The 23241-nt window shown below is 48.1% G+C and carries 19 protein-coding genes; 1 reads left to right on the top strand and 18 read right to left on the bottom strand.

The window, feature by feature from the left end:
• Positions 1-621: 621 nt before the first annotated feature.
• The 8 genes from HPY27_RS16165 to citZ form a co-directional block, all read right to left on the bottom strand.
• Positions 622-1566, bottom strand: a complete 945-nt coding sequence (locus HPY27_RS16165; protein ID WP_017250763.1) for a VanW family protein — start codon at positions 1564-1566, stop codon at positions 622-624.
• A gap of 92 nt (positions 1567-1658) precedes the next feature.
• A complete protein-coding gene (locus tag HPY27_RS16160) occupies positions 1659-2747 on the bottom strand; it encodes a PRK06851 family protein (protein WP_069846047.1) in 1089 nt (362 codons plus the stop codon).
• Positions 2748-2886: 139 nt separating this feature from the next.
• The gene (phoU, locus tag HPY27_RS16155) at positions 2887-3543 is read right to left on the bottom strand and encodes a phosphate signaling complex protein PhoU (RefSeq protein ID WP_007725330.1); all 657 of its coding nucleotides are present in this window, start codon (positions 3541-3543) and stop codon (positions 2887-2889) included.
• 107 nt (positions 3544-3650) lie between these two features.
• Entirely contained in the window at positions 3651-5414 is a 1764-nt protein-coding gene (pnpS, locus tag HPY27_RS16150) for a two-component system histidine kinase PnpS (protein WP_017250760.1), read from the bottom strand.
• A 13-nt stretch (positions 5415-5427) separates the two neighbouring features.
• Positions 5428-6123, bottom strand: coding sequence for a response regulator transcription factor (locus HPY27_RS16145; protein WP_017250759.1), 696 nt, complete (start codon positions 6121-6123; stop codon positions 5428-5430).
• Positions 6124-6715: 592 nt separating this feature from the next.
• Complete coding sequence (gene mdh / locus HPY27_RS16140) at positions 6716-7654, bottom strand: malate dehydrogenase (RefSeq protein WP_017250758.1); 939 nt, start codon at positions 7652-7654, stop codon at positions 6716-6718.
• 52 nt (positions 7655-7706) lie between these two features.
• Positions 7707-8990: an NADP-dependent isocitrate dehydrogenase gene (gene icd / locus HPY27_RS16135; protein ID WP_017250757.1), complete on the bottom strand. Its 1284-nt coding sequence runs from the start codon at positions 8988-8990 to the stop codon at positions 7707-7709.
• A 153-nt stretch (positions 8991-9143) separates the two neighbouring features.
• A complete protein-coding gene (gene citZ / locus HPY27_RS16130; RefSeq protein ID WP_017250756.1) occupies positions 9144-10256 on the bottom strand; it encodes a citrate synthase in 1113 nt (370 codons plus the stop codon).
• 427 nt (positions 10257-10683) lie between these two features.
• On the opposite strand from citZ, the gene ytvI reads away from it, so the two are divergent.
• Positions 10684-11814 carry a sporulation integral membrane protein YtvI gene (ytvI, locus tag HPY27_RS16125; RefSeq protein WP_017250755.1) on the top strand — a complete coding sequence of 377 codons (1131 nt, stop codon included), beginning with the start codon at positions 10684-10686 and terminating at the stop codon, positions 11812-11814.
• 76 nt (positions 11815-11890) lie between these two features.
• On the opposite strand, the gene HPY27_RS16120 is transcribed toward ytvI, so the two are convergent.
• The 10 genes from HPY27_RS16120 to ystJ all read right to left on the bottom strand — a co-directional run bounded on the left by HPY27_RS16120 (position 11891) and on the right by ystJ (position 23181).
• Entirely contained in the window at positions 11891-12286 is a 396-nt protein-coding gene (locus HPY27_RS16120) for an FxsA family protein (protein WP_069846055.1), read from the bottom strand.
• 2 nt (positions 12287-12288) lie between these two features.
• The gene (locus HPY27_RS16115; protein ID WP_069846058.1) at positions 12289-12720 is read right to left on the bottom strand and encodes an acyl-CoA thioesterase; all 432 of its coding nucleotides are present in this window, start codon (positions 12718-12720) and stop codon (positions 12289-12291) included.
• Between the two features lie 608 nt (positions 12721-13328).
• Positions 13329-15590: a ribonucleoside-triphosphate reductase, adenosylcobalamin-dependent gene (gene nrdJ, locus HPY27_RS16110; protein ID WP_174225435.1), complete on the bottom strand. Its 2262-nt coding sequence runs from the start codon at positions 15588-15590 to the stop codon at positions 13329-13331.
• Positions 15591-16032: 442 nt separating this feature from the next.
• The gene (gene pyk, locus HPY27_RS16105) at positions 16033-17787 is read right to left on the bottom strand and encodes a pyruvate kinase (protein ID WP_017250750.1); all 1755 of its coding nucleotides are present in this window, start codon (positions 17785-17787) and stop codon (positions 16033-16035) included.
• Between the two features lie 39 nt (positions 17788-17826).
• Entirely contained in the window at positions 17827-18786 is a 960-nt protein-coding gene (gene pfkA, locus HPY27_RS16100; protein WP_017250749.1) for a 6-phosphofructokinase, read from the bottom strand.
• A gap of 221 nt (positions 18787-19007) precedes the next feature.
• A complete protein-coding gene (accA, locus tag HPY27_RS16095) occupies positions 19008-19964 on the bottom strand; it encodes an acetyl-CoA carboxylase carboxyl transferase subunit alpha (RefSeq protein WP_017250748.1) in 957 nt (318 codons plus the stop codon).
• The gene (gene accD, locus HPY27_RS16090; RefSeq protein ID WP_174225434.1) at positions 19931-20875 is read right to left on the bottom strand and encodes an acetyl-CoA carboxylase, carboxyltransferase subunit beta; all 945 of its coding nucleotides are present in this window, start codon (positions 20873-20875) and stop codon (positions 19931-19933) included. Before accD ends, accA begins: the two co-directional genes overlap by 34 nt.
• Positions 20876-20895: 20 nt before the next feature.
• Complete coding sequence (locus HPY27_RS16085; protein ID WP_007725347.1) at positions 20896-21078, bottom strand: hypothetical protein; 183 nt, start codon at positions 21076-21078, stop codon at positions 20896-20898.
• Positions 21079-21159: 81 nt separating this feature from the next.
• Positions 21160-21831, bottom strand: coding sequence for a FadR/GntR family transcriptional regulator (locus tag HPY27_RS30610; RefSeq protein WP_012685105.1), 672 nt, complete (start codon positions 21829-21831; stop codon positions 21160-21162).
• Between the two features lie 105 nt (positions 21832-21936).
• Positions 21937-23181, bottom strand: a complete 1245-nt coding sequence (gene ystJ / locus HPY27_RS16075; RefSeq protein ID WP_017250746.1) for an NADP-dependent malic enzyme — start codon at positions 23179-23181, stop codon at positions 21937-21939.
• Positions 23182-23241 lie beyond the last annotated feature (60 nt).

Below are 23241 nucleotides of genomic sequence, written 5' to 3'. Positions count from 1 at the left end.
GAAAACTATACGATGTTTTTCTATCCGTGGCAACTATTTCTTTAGGTTAAACTTTAATTAGGTAACCTTTTAAAAGCATGAGTTGGGCGGGTTGTCGTGGTGGGGAGGAAACAGGAGAAAACGCTCCAGCTTCTAGGGCCACCCGCTGGGGGATTGACTGCCCGACTCCATGCAAAAAGCGAAACCGCGTCCAAAGTGGTCCATTCAAGATGTGTTTCAGAGGTGGACGCTTAAAGCCGTGTTTCGCTTTTTGCATTCCGTCTCGGTCGGCGTCCCTAAGATCTTCGCTTATTTCTCCTGTTTCCTCTACGAGCTTTCCGTGTTAAACGGATCTTAAATGCCTTAAAAGATTAAAGAATGTGCGCAGTTACGTTAGAGAAGAATATTTCCAGACGTAGCGACTTGTGGAGTCCTACCGAGCGGAGAAGGGATCTGCGGGCAAAAGAAACGCAACGTGCCTGTGCTACGAAGCGGCTACCACTTTTGCGTTTCCCCGCAAATCCCTTCGGAGCGGCCAGTCTAAACATCCCCGAGGGACGGAGCCTGGAGCCTAGACTGGAAATATTCTTCTCCCCACCGCAGCCTCGTACTAAAAAAGAAAAACCGACACCCCCTTTACCCTCAAGGAATTGTCGGCCCATTTTCATGCAAAATAGATGGAGCATCCGGTGCTTCCTCAGGGGTCGTGCGGCGTACGCTTGGTACATTTCGTGGCTCATGCTCAATTTCTGGGAAAGAGTGAACCGTCACGTACATGCTTCCGTTGCTCGCGATCGCCCGGATCAAGACCGGATAGGCGTATTTGTTTTGAAACACAAAATCAGGGCCGTACCAGCTCACGGTTGCATCACGGCCTGGAGGTACGTACGCTACGTTTCGACTGTGAGAATAACGCTGCATAATGTGCAAGCCTGCCTGGTCTACCGCATTGAACAAAGTAGACGATACTTGGCAGATTCCTCCCCCAATGCCTTCCGATAGCTCTCCTCTAACAATAATAGGTGCCTGCAAATACCCTTTTTCTTTTGTACGCTGGCCCACTACCTTATTAAAAGAAAAAATTTCTCCTGGCAAGACAACGTAATTGTTAATCGCCTGCGAGGCGAGTTTGATGTTGTGTACACGATTCCGGTTGCCTGCATTGAAATAGGTCGCATACTGTCCGATCCTTTTTTTCCGAACCTGACTCATGAGAGCCTTGTCTACCTTCGGGAATACCTCTTTGTAGCTAACATTCAAGCTTGCGGCTCCCGTACCGTAAAAATAATCGTAAAAGCGTGCGCGAAATGCCAGGTCATCTAACCTTCTTCCCTTGGTTTCTGGAACAATGGCCCCGGCGTTATTAATCGTCGCATTGGTGGGCTCGATGTGGGCTTTTTTCGCCACCTCTTCCACCATTCGCGCAAGCTTGCTTTCATCAACTAATGGAACACCATCAAAGGGAAGAGAATAATCAGCACGACTGAGAATAGCTACCGTCTTGTCCTCCATCTCTATCTGCAAAAAATTCGTCGGGTCGAGGGGATTGATTAACAGTAACAGAGCCAATGTCATAGCAAAACCCATCCGGCTGCTCACCTCCATTCTCCAACAACGATCATCTTCCGTTATTGTAGTATGAGCAGTCGAACGGGTTTCATTCTACGATCTAAATACCATTAGCCCATCTTTGTCAGTCTGCTTACGAGAGCTTGCGAGACAGCCTTCAAACGTTGCTGGTCAACAGCTTCCTGATACGTGGTGTTTAACTGGTCACGCAGCTCTTTGGCTGCGACAAGATTGGCTGTGGCTTCTTTTATTTTTTGGCTATATCTTACCTTAATATCCAATAATTCTTCTTCATATTTCTCATCGGTTCCTGGGGTAATCGCGCGTTCGTACATATCAATAACCTCATCCGTCTCTTTGCTAGGAAAATACTCATGCGGAGCCGTACTGTCAAAAATAGCGAGGCTCTTCTCAGGTACAATCACCATATCGAGGCTGTGTGGGTCCAAACCACAATGATACACTTCCACATCAAAACCCCGTGTCTGGGCTTCCTTCACCAGCTTTTTCAGCATGGTTGACTTGCCAGAGCCTGGTCTGCCCTTGATGAAGTAACGTTTCTGCAATTGGTCTGTCAGCTTCATGATATGATCGACTGGTCCCTGTGGAGTGGCAGCCCCCAAGTACATACGCCGAACTTTTGCTTTCTTCTCTAGCTGCTCATCCCTGAAGAATAGCGCGATGACTTCTTCCGTGACGCGATTGGCTTCTTCTCTGTCCAGGTTTTCAATGTAAGGGGCTTCCCACTCATCATGGATGCGCAGTGCTTCGCCAAAAGCTAGATAAGCCTCTTCACTCTTGTTAAAAATCTCTTCGTACCAGGCCGCGATCCGGTCTTTGTCATCCACGAGCTGATCAACGTCTACCATCGCCTGCAAATTGACTTGAATTTCAGTTACGCCAGGGGAAGCTGGTCTCCACATGCGCGGATAGCTCCCGTCCATGATCGCTACTTTATAGTGAGGAAAAATGACACCATCAAACTGTCCGTTCACAAAAGGGGAATGAATCCACTCCACTTCGTTTGTTTTTCGTGCCATTTGATTTCCAATCGACTCGATCAGTGGCGATGTAATTCCTTCCACTGTCCCTGTCAAAATATAAACGCGCTCCAAGCCTTCCAATACGGAGTCATAAAATGTCTTGTATCCTCGCGCAGTATTCCCTGCGGCATATATATGGCGCACTTTGTTCGTCATTGCTTTTCCCTCCTGTACATCTTCTCGCTGCGGTTGAAACGATGTATTGTATGCACAACAGGGGAAATAGGCGTCTGTCTACAAAAAGCCGCTGCAAGCTATTATTCATAGCTCACGGCGGCTTTTTGTCATGCGGGTATTATTTATTCAAATCCGTCATTTTACCAGTCGACATATAAATAATCCATTCGCAAATGTTCGTAACATGATCGGCAATCCGTTCCAAATATTGCGCGACCAAGAGCAAATGCGTTCCTTGCGAAATGGCCTGACTGTTTTTCGTCATCAATTCAATCAGATCATGGAAAATCGTGGAGTACAGTTTATCAACAATGTCGTCGCGTGCAGCAATCTCTTCTGCCGCTTCTTTATTGCGTGCAATATACGCATTTAAGCAATCGCGCACCATAGCCTTGACGTGATCAGCCATCATCGGAATGTCGATGAGGGGTTTCACGTACGGGTCCGCCATCAAGCGCCGGGTCGTCTTCGCAATGGAAACGGCATGATCACCCATTCGCTCCAAATCCGTCACCAGCTTCAACATGGTTCCCAAGCGTCGCAAGTCACCTCCGACTGGCTGCTGCAATGCAATGAGACGGAAGCAATCGCTCTGTATTTCTTGCTCCAACTCATTGATCACAGGATCGCTTGCGATAACCTGTTCAGCCAGTTCAGCATCCCGCTCAACCAGACTCTTAATGGATTTATGAATAGCTTCTTCCACCAATGTGCCCATCGTCATGAGCTTGCGGTGCAGTACATCCTGCTGTTCTTCAAAAGCGTGCCGTGACATTTCCCTCTTCCCCCTTCTAGTGTCTGACATGTCAAATGGTACAAGGCGATTGTATTGTAGAAGTAAAGCTACTATTTTGTTTGTGTAAATGTTTTTACAGCAGCTTTTTAGGTAAGGGGAAGTGTAACTGAGAAGGTTGTCCCTCTTCCTTCCTTGCTCTCCACACTGATATGTCCGTGCAAATTTTCCACGAGATGCTTCACAATTGCGAGGCCCAAACCTGTTCCACCTGAATCGCGGCTACGCGCCTTGTCTACGCGATAAAACCGCTCAAAAATACGCGTGAGATCCTTTTCCGGAATGCCGATCCCGGTATCCATAACTTGAATGGTGATGTTTTCGCTGTCTGCCTGTGTCTTAACGTTGATCTTCCCACCTTCTTGCGTATAGGCGATCGCATTCGTCAACAAATTCAAGATGATCTGCTGCAAGCAATCCTTATCCGTCATCAACCAAATATCTGGCTTCGGTGAAGGGAGTGTGATCGTCAATTCCTTGCGCTGTGCCTGGTCATGCATGATGGCAACTGCCGAACTGATCAAATCCTGCAAGTGAACCTGACTCAGATGCAAGGGGATTCGCTTCTGCTCGATTTTGGACAGGTCTAAAATATCGCGGATCATCCGGTAGAGTCGCTCGCTCTCATCTGAGATGATTTGCAGGAAGTTGCGACATGTTTCCTCGTCCTGCATCGCCCCTTCAAGTAAGGTCTCCGTGAAGCCCTTGATCGAGGTAATCGGCGTGCGTAGCTCATGCGATACGTTAGCCACAAAATCACTGCGCATCTTCTCCAAGCGGCGAATGTCGGTGATGTCATGCAGCACCACGACTACACCCCTCGACTCCCCCTTGAAGTTAATATAGGGAGCAAAATTCACGTCAAGGATGCGTTCCTGCGGGTAATAGATGTGTACCTCTTGACGGAACTTCTCGCTTCTGTCGAGACACCTGTCGATGTATTGGCTGAGCCCAAAGCTCTTGCCTGCCTCGATATGCAGCTTCCCTACGATCTCATGTCCAGCAGTCCCCAACAGCTTTTCAACGGCGGGATTGACCAGCATGATCCGACGTTGCTCAGAAATGAAGATCACGCCACTCGTCATATTGGTCAGCACACCTGCTAGGCGCTGCTGATTCTCCGAGATTTCGTACATCTGCTGCTCCAGGCTCGATGCCATGAAGTTGATCGCTCCTGCAAGCTGACCAATCTCATCCTTTGCTTTGATTCTCACACGGCTCTCGTATTGGCGCTGTGTAATGTTGCGGGCTACTCGGGTGATCTCCTCGATCGGACGAATAATGGAAAAGGAAATGCGGGAAACGACAATCGATCCGACTACCAAAGTAACCAATAAACCGGTGAGCAAGCTGTACCACATCTTGTGGATCGTATCGGTAATATCTTTCATCGACATCGCTGAACGAACAACACCGAATATTTCGTTGTTCAGTTCAACAGGTACTGCAACGTACATCATGTCATAGCCGAGCGTCTCACTGAAACGGCGGGAAATTCCTGTTTCTCCTTTTAACGCTGCCATCATCTCCGGTCGATCATGATGGTTTTCCATCTCTTCCGAGTGGGAGGAGTTGTCGTACATCACCTGACCATCCTTGTCGATAATGGTAATCCGTACTTCATCCGTTGGCGCTACTTGTGTGACCCGATCCGCTAACGTCGCTTTATCGGTAAAGACGTTCGGGAAACGGACCGCCTGAGAGATGAGCTTCGACTCGCGGGACAATAGCTCATTCAGTGATTGGAGGTAGGAATTCTCCAGCACTTTGGCAAAATACATCCCCATTACCAATAGTACGAGAGAGATTAAACCCAAAATAGTCAAAGTGAGTTTGATTCGAAAGCGAGTCAAGGTAAATCCTCCGTTATCCTTCCAATTTGTATCCTAATCCACGAACTGTTTTGATGTATTTCGGGTTCTTCGTGTCATCCTCAAGCTTTTCGCGCAAATGACTGACATGCACGTCTACAATTCGAGAATCCCCGATGAAATCGTAGTTCCAAACAGCGTTCAACAATTGATCGCGCGTCAGTACACGACCTTGGTGGCTCGCTAAATAGTTAAGCAGCTCGAATTCCTTTGGCGTCAGCTCAACCTTCACGTCTTTACAAAACACTTCGTATTTCTCCGGATAGATGCGAATATCCCCAAATTGGAGCAACACATCTTGGGGCGCTGTAGTCGCTTCTGGTGTGGTCTGAAACCGCCGCAGGATGGCCTTCACGCGAGCAATTACTTCTCTCGGGCTAAAAGGCTTTGTCAAATAATCATCAGCACCAAGCTCAAGCCCCAAAATCTTGTCGAGCTCATCATCTTTCGCTGTAAGCATCAAGATCGGGGTATTATTGCGTTCCTGGCGCAAGGTTTTGCATACATCCATTCCATCCATCTTGGGAAGCATCAAATCAAGAATGATAAAATCAGGCTGCTCGCTCTTGACCATGTCCAAGGCCTGTTTACCGTCAAAAGCAGTCACGACCTGAAAACCTGATTTTTCAAGATTAAATTGCAATAGCTTTACAATGGAAGCTTCGTCATCCACTACCAATACTTTGATCATCTGTCTGTTTCCCCCTAGCGTTGCAATGCTTGCGCTCGATTTTCTAACCTACGTCCCCTGAAAAATGCTTCTCTCTACAATACTCAGTCTGCCAAGGCTCATTGCGGAAAACAAGTAATTTTTTTGTAAAGACATGCTGAAAGGGCATATAGAACTTATTGCTTGGCAATAGTATTCCGCTTTTAGGTAAAGGTATCTACATGAAAAAGGTCTTCTGGCTGTAATGGTCGGGAGAAGCCCTGCCACATGTTTTCCAGTCGCCTGTATCCTCTCTTCGTTCGGGCGGTCTCCTTCCAAACATGTGACAGTGCTTTCGTACAGCTGTGGATGTATTTCGTGCTTTTAGTACGTTTTGCAAGTCAACACAGCGGAGCTTTTGAAGGCACTTCTTTAGATTTTACTTTAAGATAAAGAAAAAGCTGCGTAGAAGAAGCGAATTTCCAGGCCAAGCGCCTCTGGAGCGGACAGTCAATCCCCTTTGCAGGGCGTAGGCCGAAGCGTAGACTGGGAATTCGCTTCTTCCCCCACTAGAGCCACTTTATCAAGCAAAAAAGACGCCTTCCCAAAGAAAGGCGTCTTACATGTATGGATCTTATTTCAAAACAGCCATGACGCTGCGTACAGAGTCAGCAGATTTGTCGAGAGCTGCTTTCTCTTCGGCAGTCAAATCCAATTCGATGATTTTCTCGATCCCGTTTGCGCCGAGCAGAGTCGGTACACCCAGGTAGAGATCGTTGTAGCCGTACTCCCCTTGCAGAAGAGCGATGGATGGCAGAATGCGTTTTTTGTCCTTGATGATGGCTTCAGCCATTTGTACCAAGGAAGCCGCAGGTGCGTAGTAAGCGGAACCGTTCCCCAAAAGGTTTACGATCTCGCCGCCGCCCTTGCGGGTACGCTCTACGATGGCATCTAGACGGTCTTTCGGGATTAATTTTTCCAATGGGATACCACCAGCATAAGAGTAGCGAACCAATGGAACCATGTCATCACCGTGACCACCCAAAACGAAGCCTGTTACGTCTTCTACAGATACGTTCAACTCCATAGCCACGAAGGTACGGAAACGAGCCGTATCCAGAACGCCGGATTGACCGATTACGCGTTCTTTCGGAAAGCCGGACGTTTTGAAGAAGGTGTACGTCATCGCGTCAACTGGGTTGGACAGTACGAGCACGATAGAGTTAGGTGCATATGTTTTTACTTGCTCTGCAACAGATTTCATAATGCCAGCATTGGTGTTAACCAGGTCATCGCGGGACATGCCAGGCTTGCGGGCAATACCTGCTGTGATGATGACGAGATCAGCATCTTTGATGTCTTCATAGTTCGCAGTACCTGTGATGCTTGCATCAAAGCCTAATACTGGTGAGGATTCCATCATGTCGAGTGCTTTACCTTTTGTTGGGTTTTCCAGTTGCGGAATGTCAACCAATACTATGTCGCCCAGCTCTTTTTGCCCCAAAATGAATGCAGTTGTTGCACCAGTGAAGCCACTACCGATAACAGCGATTTTTTTACGGTTGAATGCCATGAACTATTCCCCTCCAAAAATGTAAGTGTAAAAATTTGTACCCAAATCTATCTTACATGTTTTGAATCAGAGCGTCAGCAAACTCGGAGCATTTCAGTTCTTGTGCGCCTTCCATCAAACGAGCGAAATCGTATGTTACTGTTTTCGCGGAGATGGTTTTTTCCATGGAGTTGATGATCAGGTCAGCTGCTTCGTTCCAGCCGAGGTGACGCAGCATCATTTCTCCGGACAGGATCACGGAGGATGGGTTTACTTTATCCAAACCAGCGTATTTTGGAGCTGTACCATGAGTTGCTTCGAAGATCGCATGGCCAGTCAGGTAGTTGATGTTTGCACCTGGAGCGATACCGATACCGCCTACTTGTGCAGCCAGTGCGTCAGATACATAGTCACCGTTCAGGTTGAGTGTTGCTACTACATCGTACTCAGCTGGACGAGTCAGGATTTGTTGCAGGAACGCGTCAGCGATAACATCTTTCACGATGATTTTGCCAGCTGCTTCTGCTTCTTTTTGTGCTTTGTCAGCGTCGCCGCCTTCAGCTTTGATGCGATCGTATTGAGCCCAAGTGAACACTTTGTCGCCGTATTCTGCTTCAGCCAGTGCATATCCCCAGCTTTTGAAAGCACCTTCTGTGAACTTCATGATGTTGCCTTTGTGCACGAGGGTAACAGATTTGCGCTTGTTTTCGATCGCGTAGTCGATCGCTGCACGAACCAGACGTTCTGTACCATCTTTGGAAACAGGCTTGATACCGATACCAGAAGTTTCTGGGAAGCGGATTTTCTTCACGCCCATTTCGTTTTGCAGGAAGTCGATCACTTTTTTCACTTCTGGAGTACCTTCAGCCCACTCTACGCCAGCGTAGATGTCTTCAGTGTTCTCGCGGAAGATTACCATGTCAGTCAATTCAGGATGTTTCACTGGGGATGGAACACCATCGAAGTATTGAACAGGACGTACGCAAGCATACAGATCCAGCTCTTGACGCAGTGCTACGTTGATGGAACGGATACCGCCACCTACTGGTGTAGTCAAAGGACCTTTGATTGCGATCAGGTATTCACGAACAGCAGTCAGCGTATCTTCTGGCAGCCACTCGTTGTATTGGTTGAAGGATTTTTCACCTGCGAATACTTCGAACCAAGCGATTTTCTTCTCGCCTTTGTAAGCTTTTTCTACAGCTGCATCCAGAGCGCGAACGGAAGCTTTCCAGATATCAGGGCCAGTACCGTCACCCTCGATGAAAGGAATGATCGGATTGTTTGGAACTACCAATTTACCGTTATCCACAGTAATTTTTTCGCCTACAGTTGGTTGCGTCAGGTTTTTAAACACAAAAAATCCCTCCAGTGTTATATATATTAGGTGATTATGAATATTTCCAGACGTAGGAGAACTACCACTCACTTGTGGTAGTTCTCAAGCTTGCGCTCAGGAGCGATCAGCCTGGCTGACCACCTGCCCTCCACGCTCGAGAATAGCGAGTTCTTAGCGGCGGTCAATCGGAACGTAGTGTTGGTTGACCGGACCGGTGTAATCCGCGCGAGGACGGATCAGGCGATTATTTTCATACTGTTCCATGATGTGTGCCGTCCAACCGGACATACGGCTGATGGCAAAGATCGGTGTGAACAGGTCTGTTTCAAGACCGAGTGAGATGTAAACAGATGCGGAGTAGAAGTCAACGTTTGGCTTCAAGCCTTTTTCGCCGGAAATCATTTCATCGATCTTCACAGACATCTCATACAGCTCAGGGCGACCGATTTGCGCGGTCAGTGCTTTGGACATGTCTTTCAGCCATTTCGCACGTGGGTCACCGTCTTTGTATACACGGTGTCCGAAGCCCATGATTTTTTCCTTGTTATCCAGCTTGGTGCGGATATAGGATTCTACGTTAGCCATTCCGCCGATTTCGTTCAGCATTTTCGCTACCGCTTCATTAGCGCCGCCATGCAGAGGGCCTTTGAGCGTACCGATTGCGGACACGATACCGGAATAAATGTCAGTCAGAGTCGCAACAGATACGCGAGCAGAGAATGTAGATGCATTAAACTCATGGTCAGCATGCAGGATCAGAGCAACGTCAAATGCTTTAACAGCCGTTTCTGTTGGCTCTTGGCCTGTGAGCATGTAGAGGAAGTTTTGTGCAATCGTGAAATCTGCACGTGGAGCTACTGGCTCCAGACCTTTACGCATACGCTCGTAAGCAGCGATCAAGGTAGGAGTTTGTGCCATCAGACGGATAGATTTCCGATAGTTGGCTTCAGGAGACATATCTTGCGCTTCTGTGTCGTAGAGCGCTAGCGAAGAGACAGCTGTGCGCAACGCCGCCATTGGGTGTACGCCTTTTGGATAGTGGCGAATGCTTTCCAGCACTTCTTGGGCCACTGCTGCATTTTCACCCAATTGTTTTTTCAAAGCGTCTAGCTGATCACGCTTCGGTAACGCTCCATGCCAGAGCAAATATACAACCTCTTCAAAAGTTGCATGTTCTGCCAGCTCATCGATGTTGATCCCGCCATAGCAAAGAACCCCATCGACGATCGAACAGATGGATGATTGAGCGGCAACAACGCCTTCAAGTCCACGAGTAGTTGTCATAGAACTCCCTCTCCTTTTCCACTCAAGTAGTAGTGCTTATCTAGTCTTCGCTTGTCCGCCATGACTGATAAACGACCTGATCACGTTCAAAAAAGACGACTCTTTTTGAACATCCTATCTATGCAATTGTAAGCAGCGGTTTCTTTCATCCACCACTCTTGACAGGGAATGTATCCACGCAAATCCTCACAAGGTCGTACATGAAAATGACGCTCGTGTAAGGGGAGAGGCGAGAGAAAAGAATCCACTAAGACGACCCAATTATAAAAGATTATTGCGATTTTGTGAATAAGGTTGGCGAAAAAATGTTTCGAAGGGTGAAACGGAGTTTTGTTTTTTCGCGATTCTTGCTCCACCTATCAGGCATGCTGCATAATAGAAACATCAGTAATTTGTTCGCACTTTCGCGGCGGAAAGGAGAAATCGTTTGAATCAGGAAAACTGGGTAGAGCGCCTCTTTCAAATCATTCGCTTGTTATGGGTTTGTCTGCTTGTCTATGTAGGGATTTGGGTATTCCAACATGCAACACCCTTACTGTACCCATTTATAATCGCTTTAATCATTGCGCTCGTCATCAACAAACCAGTTACGTTCATGACTAGAAAGTTCAGGATTCCACGCTGGCTTTCTGTCATTATCGCGCTCTTGGTTTTGATGCTGCTCGCGGGCGGAGTGCTCACACTGATTATCACGGAAACGGTCGTGGAAATCGGAGAGCTGGCCAAACGTTTACCAGTCGTTTCACAGGAGCTAGCCCATTATTTGCAAAATACGATTTCTCAAGATTTCTTGATGGGCATTTACAATCAGATTCAGTGGTTTTACGATCAGCTCGATCCAAGTTATAAGGATAAGCTTACCAGTACGGTAGGCAGTGCGATCTCGACTATCACGAATGTCGGACAGGACTTGATCGTCAAATTCCTGGATGGATTGAAAAACCTGCTTGTCTCACTCCCGAATATGGCAACAGTTTCCGTCATTTCCATCATGGGTGCCTTCTTTATCTCCAAAGATTTTGCTCTCTGGGAAGCGCGGGCTCGCCGTCTTTTGCCAAAAGGGGTAAACAGCCGTCTCGATCAGATCTTTATCGATTTGCGCAATGCCTTATTCGGATTCGTCAAGGCGCAGCTGACTCTCATCTCCTTAACTGCTGCCATCGTGATTATTGGTCTGTTGTTCATGCGTGTCGAATACGCAATTACGATTGGCTTGATCACGGGCTTGGTCGATCTCTTGCCTTATCTTGGGACAGGGACTGTCTTCGTTCCTTGGATCATCTACATGTTTTTCAAAGGCAATTACTCGATGGTGATCGGCTTGTCCATTTTGTACGGGATCGTCTTGATTTTCCGGCAAATTATCGAGCCAAAAGTCGTTGCGGAGAACGTCGGGCTCGATCCTCTCCTCACGCTGGTCGCACTGTTTGTCGGCCTCCAGCTGTTCGGATTCTTGGGCTTGATCATCGGACCTGTTTCACTTGTCATGATCAATGCTTTGGTAAAAGCCAACGTCTTCGAAGATGTTTGGGGCTACATCCGTGGGAAGAAAACCTGACCCAATGTAAAAAGAACCGCTTGCGAGCGCATGTCACACAGCTCGTAGCGGTTCTTTTTTATAGGGAATAGCTGTATTAGCGGCGAAAAAACAATTGAACACGACCAGACGAGATGAGGTTCCACAGCCAGCGCTTCAACAGATGACGAATAATCATCCGCGTGTACGGAATGAGGAAGACCAGTCCAATCACATCCGTGACGAATCCAGGCAACAAGAGCAAAATGCCACCGATCAAGATCAAAACACCATCGATGAGCGAATCCGTAGGCATTTGCCCTCGCGCCAACTGGTGTTGGACCATCCGAAATACTTGCATCCCCTGCTGCCTCGCTAGCCAAGCTCCCAAGATCCCCGTGAGAATGACCAGCACGACTGTATTCCAACCACCGATCCACGATCCAATGGTAATAAGCCCCCAAAGCTCTAATCCAAACGCGACGACAAACAGAATGGCAAAAAAACGGAACATGCCTATTCCCCTCCTTTATGCTGGGAATCCAACCAATCATAGATGTCAGGCTCCGCTCGCGACAAGCGAATCGGCCTCAAAGCTGTGTTGGTAAATACATGCATCGTCTCTCCTGACACCAACAGCTGTTGGTCAGGCCATCTAACAATCTCGTAAGAAAAAGTGAGACGGACAGGACTGATCTCTTTTACACGTGTCCGTATTTCTACCTCATCGTCATAGCGGGCGGGCTGTTTGTAAGAGATGTTCGCATCTGTGACAGGCAAAAGTACGCCTTTTTCCTCAAGCTCACGATAGGTGATCCCCGCATAGCGAATCAGTTCTGTTCTTCCTACTTCAAACCAGTTCAAATAGTTCGTATGGTAGACCACACCCATCTGATCGGTTTCGCCATAGCGGACGCGCAATCGATGGGAATGAATAATGGGAGTCATTTTAGATCGCTCCTTTCTCTATAGGATGATTGTACCATAGTAACCCTGTGTGGCTGTAGTGGTGGGGAGGAAACAGGAGAAAACGCTCAGCTTCTTGTCCCACCCGCTGAGGGATTCACTGCCCGTCTCCATGCAAAAAGCGAAACCGCATCCAAAGTGGTCCACTCAAGATGTATTTCAGAGGTGGACGCTTAAGGGCTTGTTTCGCTTTTTGCATTACGTCTCGGTCGGTGTACCAAAGATCTTCGCTTTTTTCTCCTGTTTCCTCTACGAGCTTTCCGTGTTAATCGTTTTTTAAAGAATTGAAAGAATGAAGAATCTGATCAGTTACGCCAGAGAAGAATATTTCCAGACGTAGCGACTTGTGGAGTCCTACCAAGCGGAGAAGGGATTCGCGGGCAAAAGAAACGCAACCGTGCCCACGCGACGTAGCGGCTACCACTTTTGCGTTTCCCCGCGAATCCCTTCGGAGCGAGCAGTCCCAGCCCCCAGCAGGACGGAGCCTGGAGCCTAGACTGGAAATATTCTTCTCCCCACTACAGCCACATAAAAAAACAGAGGCAAACTGATTTTTTCAGTCCACCTCTGCCTTTCATTATTCGGATCGCTTAGCGAATCGGGCAAGCTCCGCCTTCGCAAGATTCAGCCGTGGACAGATCAGCCTCGCCGCCGGTTTCATACTGCTGCAAAATCGCAGGATCAAATGGCTTCATGGACTGCTTCATTGCCTCATACTCTTCTTTGGTGCATTCTTCATATGGAGCCAATTGGTAGTTTCCGCCATCCAATTGCAAGAAGGATACACCTACGAAATTATCCCAGTTATCGTAAACGATGTCTTCTACTTCTACCCACTCTTCCTTGCGAACTGTAATGGTGTTCGAAGAGTTGTGCTCGGTATATTCTTTCTGGAAACGGAAGTACGTATCGAATTGGCGTTTTGCACTTACTTCGTTCTTCGTTTCTTCTGCGCCTGATGCTACAGGGAAATCGATTACGAGTGTACGTGCATTTGCCATGCGCTCTTCATACGTTTCGCCTGGTGTTCCTACCTCTGGGTTGACTGTCCAGCCGAGAGTTTGTACCGCTTTTGCTAATGGATCCTCAGCATTGATGCGAATGCGGCGGATGTAGTATGGCGAATGGGACCAGTGCAGACCGCTGGAGACACCACCAGCTACCTGAGACAGCGTACCTTCCGGCTTCACTGTCGTTACCAAGAGTGGAGAGTTCACACGCAGCTCATACGCATAACGGTTCGCCTCGTCACGAGCAGCATCGCCCAGTTGACGCAGGAGTTCGAGCTCTTGCTCTTCTGTATAGCCCAGGGATGCCAACGCATCCTTCACACCAGTAAGGGATGTTCCGAGCAAACGGTCACGCTGTTGAACAGTATCCCAATGTGGCAGTTCCAACGTAACCAGCGTCATGCGCAGACCGGCACGAGCAGATTTGCGTTGTGCTTCCAGCAAGCCATCGAGATCCAGATACTTGGAGCCATCCTCGTGATCCTTCACGAATTCAACCAGATTGACTGTCGTCAGGTTGCAGACGCCATAAGAATCGAGCAGGATTTCTGCACAAGGGTTCAAGCCCTCTGCATTTGGACGACGACGATTTGCTTCTTCCAAGTTGATGAAGCCTGGTTCGCCTTCCAATTGCATCAAGGTGAACACGAGGTTCAAGAATGACTTGGTCGGTTGTTTAGTAAAGGCGATGGAGTTGTTGGACATACGGCGGTGATCCAGACCACTGCGTCCGTCTCCTACATTTTGGATGCTGTCAAACCATACAGGCTTGTGTTCTCCCAACAACTCGCCTACACGACGGTGATGGTTCAGCTGATCCTCAGTCCAGAAGCCGTTGATGCCGTATTTCGCCAGCATGCACTCGTAGTCATCGTGATCGAACAGGAAAATTTCCGCTGTACGGCGCACGCCACCTACTACGACGTTTGCTCCGATGAGGTTTCCGATGTCGAGAATATGTATCGGACGGATTTTGCCGTATCCTTTTTCATCACTCTCGATGGATGCCAAATGCTGGTCGATTTGGTTTTTCAACACTTTATCGATTCCTTCAAACATTTCGCGAAGCGGCTCATGACCACTAGCAGTACCACCAAAACGCTTCAGGCGCTCGCCTTTCGGACGCACGCTGTTATAAGAGATTTTCACTGTGTGAATGTGTTCGTAAGTGGAATCTGTCAAAATTTGCAGGTAGAGACGGAGGGATTCTACCCAGCCTTCTTTACTGTCGCCCACATAAATTTTGGCAAAGCCGTTATCCAGTACATTCAGCTCAGAACGCTCCAGGCGTTGATGCTTTGGCAGCGGTCTGTATTCAGAAGAAAGCAGGGAAACATTCGTGCGAATCGGGCCCAGTCCAGCAGCCATTTCCTTCGTGCATTTGAAACCTACTCCAGTTCCTACCAAGAGAAGGTAGAACAAATCGCCCAAGTCATCCCAAGACTTGATGTTCAGGAAGGAGCAGTTGAAGTTCGCCAACGGATACAAATCCGCTACGCCGTTGTCTGCACCACCAACCCACAAGGTACGGCCAGACAAAAACTGGCGAAGGTTGAACATGTTGTCAAACAATCCTTCTGCCTCTTTTTCCATTGCGCGAGAATCGGCGTACAATCCGATTTTGTTCAAATGCTGATAAGCCAGCTTAATATTGTAATCCACCGAGCGGCGGCAAGTTTCTTTCCACGTTTCGCGTCTTCCTTTTTCCGGAACAAAGCGAGAATAAGTACGGTAGTAAACGAATTGTCCCAGAGGACTCATATGAATCGGAAAATCAGGATATTGATTTAAGAATTCATCCCGCAAAAATTGAGTTCGGGATACGGTTTCGGTCGCCAGCATATCGTTCCTCCTTCGAATCTTTCCTCTCTAGTTTAACTATCTTTATCTGTAAAACTCAATAGTTTTACCTATATATTGTGCGAAATAATTTTCGACAATACTAGATGTTGTGTTCACTCTAAAAAAACACTTGACACAAAATCCCGAACATTGGACGTACAGAAGAACCGTTTTATGTTCAGCCTTTTCCTGGCAGCGAGCGCTACAACACCCATTCTGTCATGATTTGGAAACTCCGAACGTATGGATTTAATCCGTCCTGACACAAAGCCACCGACCGATTTTAACAGATTCCCACTCGCTTTGCACCACCTAATAATCACCGTTATCTGGTAAAACTTATCAGGTAGTTCGTCGGCTAATCCTTTTTGCACCAAGCCAAAAAAGGGTGACGCTTGGTCACCCTTCAGAGGCATTCTCCATTAAAGATGGATAGTATTACCTACAGAATCCGGGCATGTCCTGAGTAAATATGCCCACGTTCAGAATCCACCGTTACGATTTGTCCGTCCTTCAATACATCCGTAGCAAATTGCACTCCTACGATGACTGGAACGCCGAGATTCAAGCCTACGATGGCTGCGTGAGAGGTAAGTCCCCCCTCTTCGCAAATCACCGCTCCAGCCTTGCCAAACGCTTCAATCATATCGGAGTCCGTACCGATGGTTACCAGAATTGCTCCTTCTTCTACCTTTGCCAGCGCTTCTTCAGCAGATCTAGCAATAATTACCTTGTTTGTGACAACTTTTCGGCCGATTCCTTGTCCTTTTGCTACCACATCGCCAATGACATGGATTTTCATCAGGTTCGTTGTCCCAACTTCACGCACAGGTACGCCTGCTGTGATCACAACGAGATCGCCATGACGAACGAAGCCTGCATCAAGCGCCTCCTGGACAGACATCTCCAGCATTTCATCCGTTGTATTCGCCATTTCGCCCTTCACCGGATACACACCATTTACGAGTGCCAGACGGCGAATAATCGCTTCATGCGGCGTTACAGCCACGATTGGTGCTTTTGGACGGAACTTTGATACCATGCGAGCTGTGTGTCCGCTTTCGGTCGCAGTAATGATTGCCGCTGCGTCCAGATCCAGTGCTGCATTGGATACAGCTTGGCTGATGGCATCTGTAATCGTCACTTGTTTGAGCTGTGCTTGTGCGTACAAGATCTCGCGATAATTCAGCTCTTGCTCTGCACGTACAGCAATGCGCACCATGGTCTCGACAGACTCAACCGGGTATTTACCGGCAGCCGTCTCTCCAGAGAGCATGATTGCATCTGTACCATCGAAAATGGCATTCGCAACGTCACTCGCTTCCGCACGAGTCGGGCGTGGGTTGCGCTGCATGGAATCGAGCATTTGTGTCGCCGTAATGACTGGCTTCGCAAGCTCGTTACACTTCTTGATCAGCTTCTTCTGAACAAGTGGTACTTCTTCTGCCGGAATCTCTACGCCCAAATCACCGCGCGCAACCATGATTCCATCTGTTACTACCAGAATTTCGTCTACGTTATCGACGCCTTCCTGGTTTTCGATTTTCGCGATAATATCGATACGCACGTTATGGCGCTCCAGGATTTTGCGAATCTCCAAGATATCTGATGCTTTTCGGACGAAGGAAGCCGCAATGAAATCGACTCCTTGTTCAATACCGAATTCGATATCCTGTGCATCCTTTTCTGTGATACCTGGCAAGTTGATTTTGACTCCCGGAACATTGACGCCTTTTTTGCTCTTCAGTGTTCCACCATTTTTGATCAAGCAGATGATTTCAGTGTCCCGTACTTCTTGTACAGTCAACCCGATCAAGCCGTCGTCGATCAAGATTGTATCGCCGATTTTTACATCTCGAGGCAATTCCGGATACGTAATGGAGACGCGCTCTGCAGTACCCGCTACTTCCTCGATAGTGAGGATCAACGTATTTCCTTCTACGAGCTCGACTGCATCTACTGCAAGCGTACCCGTGCGAATTTCAGGACCTTTTGTATCCAACAGGATTGCAACAGGTTTTCCGGTTTCTTTTGATGCCTGACGAATGTTTACAATTCGCGCCGCATGCTCCTCATGGGAACCGTGCGAGAAATTCAAACGGGCTACGTTCATTCCTGCTTCGATCAGTTTTTTCAGTGTTTCAACCGATTCACTTGCCGGTCCGATGGTACATACGATTTTTGCTTTCCTTAACATAGGATGTAAGCCTCCTCTACACTCCGAAAACTGTCAGTTTTATATAGATAGCGTGCGCGCCAATTGATAAATAGATAAATCCAATTGATGCTTTGTCGCCAATGCTTCTTGAAAATCGACATCAACGATCTGGTTGTTCTGAATCCCAACCATTCGGTCCTGCTTGCCTTCCAGCAACAAATCGACAGCTGCTGCACCCATTCGGCTCGCAAGCATCCGGTCCATCGCAGTAGGGGAACCACCGCGCTGGATATGACCCAGTACCGTTACGCGAGTCTCCCAGCCTGTCTCTTTCGTAATCGCTTCGGCATAAGAAGCGGCACTTCCTACCCCTTCCGCCACAATAATGATGGAATGCTTTTTGCCACGGCGTTGTCCAGCATGTAGACGCTCAATAATATCGTCCATCTCCTGCGACGCTTCCGGGATAATAATGGACTCGGCACCAGCTGCAAGCCCTGCCCACAATGCCAGGTCGCCAGCATCTCGCCCCATCACTTCAATAATGTACGTGCGTTCATGCGAGGTAGCTGTATCGCGGATTTTATCGATCGCTTCCACAACGGTATTCAATGCCGTATCAAACCCAATCGTGAAATCGGTGCACGGAATATCATTATCAATCGTACCCGGTACACCAATGGTCGGGAAGCCTTTTTCGGTCAGCTTCTGTGCACCGCGAAACGACCCGTCTCCCCCAATCACAATCAGACCCTCAATTCCATGAACACGTAATTGCTCCACTGCTTTTTGCTGTCCGGCTTCCGTCTTGAACGCTTCACTGCGAGCGGAGTAGAGAATGGTTCCTCCCCGTTGGATAATATCCCCAACAGAGCCCAGAGACATCTCCTTGATATCTCCCCTCATCAGCCCTTCGTATCCGTGGTAAACCCCAAACATTTGTACCTCGTGAAAATGAGCACGACGCACTGCCGCCCGGACTGCGGCATTCATTCCAGGAGAATCTCCACCGCTAGTGAGAACTGCAAGTTTTCGCATGGAATCCACCTCTCCAATCGTTTCGTCTTTAGCATGTCATTTAACGGAAACAGTATGTACCATACTTTGTATGAAACATGCTGTATCACTCAATTCCTCATATCTGTTATACAATCAAAAGATATGTGCCATACTTTTTGAAAGCTCTGATAACTCTTTCATTCGACTTCGATTGTAGCAGATTTTCCTCGGAGAAAAAAGAAAAAAACGCCCCCTGTTTCTTACAGGGAGGCGAATTCTCCGATCTGTTTAAACTTCTCGTAGCGGTCCTGTATCAATTCATCTGGAGTTAAACGGCCCAGCTGTTCTAGTTGTTCCGTGATGACCGCCTTGACCATCCCTGCCTGCGCGATCAAATCACGATGGGCTCCTCCGAATGGTTCATCAATAATTCCGTCAATGACTCCTAATTCCAACAAATCAGGTGCCGTAATTTTCATCGTCTCCGCTGCACGCATGCCCAAGCTGGAATCTCTCCAGAGAATCGCAGCGGCACTCTCCGGTGCAATCACGGAGTAATAGGAATTCTCCAACATATAGATGCGGTTACCTACGCTGATCGCCAAGGCTCCACCGCTTCCACCTTCCCCGATTACGATACAAATAATTGGCACGCCAAATGTCGCCATTTCACGCAGATTGCGGGCAATCGCTTCGCTCTGACCGCGTTCTTCTGCCGCTTTTCCAGGATATGCCCCTGATGTATTGATAAAGCAGATGATCGGCCGACCGAACTTGTCCGCCTGCTGCATAATACGCAAGGCCTTTCGATAGCCCTCTGGGTGAGCCATCCCGAAGTTGCGCTTGATGTTGTCTTTTGTGTCTTTCCCTTTTTGGTGACCGATGATCGTAACCGGGCGCCCATCCAGCTTGGCAATTCCACCCACAATAGAATGGTCGTCTCCGAACAAACGGTCTCCATGCACCTCGATAAAATCGGTAAAAAGTAGTTGTATATAGTCCAAAGTCGTTGGCCGTTCCGGATGACGAGCCAGCTGTACGCGTTGCCACGGAGTCAAATTGCCATAAATTTGCGCAGCAAGCTCTTTTGATTTTTGTTCGAGACGCTGTATTTCGTCAGAGAAATCAATTCCCTTTTCCTCAGTAAAACGGCGCAATTCCTTAATCTTATCTTGTAATTCTACTAATGGCTTTTCAAAGGAGAGCTCGCCTGCCATGTTTCTACTCCTTCCCGAGACGTGTGCATCTCTACCAGTTTGGACAGCGTATTTCGCATATCCTTACGGTGTACCACCATATCGAGTTGCCCGTTCTTTAACAAGAATTCCGCTGTTTGGAAGTCTTTTGGCAACTCCTGACGGATCGTTTGCTCAATGACTCGACGCCCAGCAAAACCGATCATAGCTCCTGGTTCTGCGATATTGTAATCTCCCAACGAAGAAAAGCTGGCTGATACGCCACCATATGTAGGATTCGTCATGACCGAGACAAACAGCAAGCGTTCACGATCCAATCGAGACAACGCTGCGCTGGTTTTCGCCATTTGCATCAGGCTCAATACACCTTCTTGCATGCGTGCTCCACCAGATGCACTGAACAGAATGAAAGGCAAACGCCGTTCGATCGCTTGCTCAATTGCGCGCGTGATTTTTTCTCCGACGACCGATCCCATACTCGCCATACGGAAACGAGAATCCATGACCCCAATCACGATGCGGTTTCCACTTAGGATACCTTCTCCTGTAATGATCGCCTCGTTCAAATTGGTGTTGGCCATATCTTGCTCCATTTTTTCCAAATAACCAGGAAAACCGAGTGGATTGGCTGTAATCAAGTTGGCATCAAATTCTTCTGTTAGAACCCCATCATCCAGAAGCGCTTGCAGACGCTCTGGAGCGGACATGGAGTAGTGGAACTGACAGCCTTTGCAGACGCGCAAGTTCTTCTCCAAATCCTTCGAGTAGTGAATCGTCCCACAATGTGGGCATTTATTCATCAATCCCTCAGGGACTTCCTTTTCTTTCGTACCCGCTTCCTTGCTAGTGTCGGTGGAAGCTGGGACACGTGCTAGTGTCTCTGAAGGAACTGTAGCGAATTTGCGCTTTTTCCCAAAAAGATCTTTAAGCACAGGTACACCCACCTTTCTCATCAGTGAAGGATCGTGCCGAGTACATCTCGGACTTCATTTAGTTCGCTCTCCGGCACGAGAATCTCGTATTGCTTCGAGACCTTACCTTCGCGAACCTTTACCAAAAACCCTTCATCTGTCAAACGTTGCTGTATCCGTTCTGCAATTCTAGCGCTAGGAGCGATGTAGATGACCGTCCACATGCTGGCTTCCCCCTCAATCGTCCAATACAGGTCTGCATCATCATATCACAGCGCCAACGCCCCTCGCAAATTGGGGGAAAACTAAAGCTTGCTGTTCTCCAAATGCTTTTTCATTCTCTCTAATGCGACGTTCACATCGCCTTCGCGAATGGCTTCCATAATCTGTCGATGCTCTACGAGTGCTGCACTCGCTCTACCTTCGCGCGACAGTGATTCAATTCGAATACTGTTGCTGTACTCAACCAAAGGCGTCCAGATGCGATGCAGAATCGAGTTGCGGCTGGAGCGACATATGACGCGATGAAACTGATAGTCTTCCTCCGCAGGTACCTCGCCTCTTGCTACTCTTTCCTCTGCAATGGCCAGGATGCGTTCCATTTCATCAAAATGCTTGTCAGTCGCCCGTCTACAGGCTAAGCGGACAGCATCCAGCTCTAGCATTCGGCGCATTTCGATCAAGTCCTTCTTGGTTTTGGTATCCCGTAGGATAAAAAAGCCAAGAATATCGATCAGCCGATTGTGCCGGTAATGCTTGAGGAAGGTGCCTTCCCCGCGTCGGGTCTCAATGAGTCCGAGCAACTCCAGAGCCCGAAGAGCCTCGCGTACAGAAGAACGACCTGCTCCCAGTTGCTCGGACAGCTCTCGCTCAGACGGCAGCTTGTCCCCGGGCCGCAAGTTTTGCTCCTGGATGATTTCATGAAGTTGCAGGAGAATTCCTTCGTAAACCTTTCGATCTTGGGAAGAGTCGAGCACGATTATCCTCCTTACTCGTACCTTTAACGAGGAGCACCCTCCACGTTTGTAAAAAGACTACGTTTTTTCGCGGAGGGTGTCGTCGGTGCCTCGATAAAGAGTATTTTACGCTTCTTGGTAAGAGATAGCTGTCAATTTCGTCGTTTTTTGTTTGACTTCTTCCGGATCAACTGTGATGCGAGCAACACCCGTTTCCATCGCTGCTTTTGCTACTGCCGCAGCTACGTTTGGCGCTACACGTGGATCGAATGCGGAAGGGATCACTTTATCCGCAGTAAGCTCTTCTGGCGTGATCAGGTCTGCGATTGCATATACAGCAGCCAGCTTCATTTCTTCGTTGATCTCCGTTGCACGTACATCCAAAGCGCCACGGAAGATTCCCGGGAATGCCAGTACATTGTTTACTTGGTTCGGGAAGTCGGAACGGCCTGTACCGATTACTGCCGCACCTGCTTCTTTTGCTTCTTGCGGCATGATTTCTGGTACTGGGTTTGCCATCGCGAAAATGATCGGATCGCGGTTCATCGAACGAACCATGTCCTGTGTAACAGCGCCAGCTACGGATACACCGACAAATACGTCAGCGCCCTTCATTGCATCAGCCAGGTCACCTTGCAGCATGCTGCGGTTCGTGATTTTCGCCATTTGTTCCTTCACTGGGTTCATACCGAATGGACGGCCTTCGTACACGATTCCTTTTGTATCAACCATGATCACTTCTTTTACGCCCATGGAAATCAAGAGCTTCATGATCGCGATACCAGCTGCACCTGCACCGTTCGCTACGACGCGAATATCTTCCAGCTTTTTGTCAACCACGCGCAGAGCATTGATCAGACCTGCCGCTGTAACGATTGCTGTACCGTGTTGGTCATCGTGAAAAATCGGGATGTTTGTTTCGCGCTTCAGACGCTCTTCGATTTCGAAGCATGCAGGAGCTGCGATATCTTCCAAGTTAACGCCACCAAAAGTAGGCTCGAGCAGTTTTACTGTCTCTACGATTTTATCTACATCTGTTGTATTCAAGCAGATCGGGAATGCATCTACGCCTGCGAAAGATTTGAACAAAACTGCTTTACCTTCCATAACCGGCATTGCTGCTTCTGGTCCGATGTTTCCAAGACCCAATACAGCAGTACCGTCGCTGACTACTGCAACCAGATTGCCTTTCATCGTGTAATCGTACACTTTGGACTTGTCATCAAAAATATCTTTGCAAGGTTCAGCAACCCCAGGAGAATAGGCAAGACTCAGATCGTAAGCATTGCGAACGGGTACCTTGGTCACTGCCTCCAATTTTCCTTGATGTTTTCTGTGAAGCTCCAGTGCTTCCTCTCTCAGGTTGGACATGAGATCCCACTCCATTTCACGATAATAGTTTCTATGATGGCTTGTAGGCAGTAAAAAATG

The organism is Brevibacillus sp. HB1.1 (assembly GCF_013332445.1).
Taxonomy (GTDB): domain Bacteria; phylum Bacillota; class Bacilli; order Brevibacillales; family Brevibacillaceae; genus Brevibacillus; species Brevibacillus porteri.
This window is presented reverse-complemented; position numbering and strand designations above follow the sequence as displayed.

Coding starts and splice junctions, on each gene's coding strand:
- nrdJ (WP_174225435.1), bottom strand. CDS start 15,590: ATGCTGGCGACCGAAACCGTATCCCGAACTCAATTTTTGCGGGATGAA.
- pfkA (WP_017250749.1), bottom strand. CDS start 18,786: ATGCGAAAACTTGCAGTTCTCACTAGCGGTGGAGATTCTCCTGGAATG.
- HPY27_RS16145 (WP_017250759.1), bottom strand. CDS start 6,123: ATGATCAAAGTATTGGTAGTGGATGACGAAGCTTCCATTGTAAAGCTA.
- ystJ (WP_017250746.1), bottom strand. CDS start 23,181: ATGTCCAACCTGAGAGAGGAAGCACTGGAGCTTCACAGAAAACATCAA.
- HPY27_RS16160 (WP_069846047.1), bottom strand. CDS start 2,747: ATGACGAACAAAGTGCGCCATATATATGCCGCAGGGAATACTGCGCGA.
- HPY27_RS16115 (WP_069846058.1), bottom strand. CDS start 12,720: ATGACTCCCATTATTCATTCCCATCGATTGCGCGTCCGCTATGGCGAA.
- pyk (WP_017250750.1), bottom strand. CDS start 17,787: ATGTTAAGGAAAGCAAAAATCGTATGTACCATCGGACCGGCAAGTGAA.
- mdh (WP_017250758.1), bottom strand. CDS start 7,654: ATGGCATTCAACCGTAAAAAAATCGCTGTTATCGGTAGTGGCTTCACT.
- HPY27_RS16165 (WP_017250763.1), bottom strand. CDS start 1,566: ATGGGTTTTGCTATGACATTGGCTCTGTTACTGTTAATCAATCCCCTC.
- HPY27_RS16085 (WP_007725347.1), bottom strand. CDS start 21,078: ATGTGGACGGTCATCTACATCGCTCCTAGCGCTAGAATTGCAGAACGG.
- HPY27_RS16120 (WP_069846055.1), bottom strand. CDS start 12,286: ATGTTCCGTTTTTTTGCCATTCTGTTTGTCGTCGCGTTTGGATTAGAG.
- accA (WP_017250748.1), bottom strand. CDS start 19,964: ATGGCAGGCGAGCTCTCCTTTGAAAAGCCATTAGTAGAATTACAAGAT.
- phoU (WP_007725330.1), bottom strand. CDS start 3,543: ATGTCACGGCACGCTTTTGAAGAACAGCAGGATGTACTGCACCGCAAG.
- citZ (WP_017250756.1), bottom strand. CDS start 10,256: ATGACAACTACTCGTGGACTTGAAGGCGTTGTTGCCGCTCAATCATCC.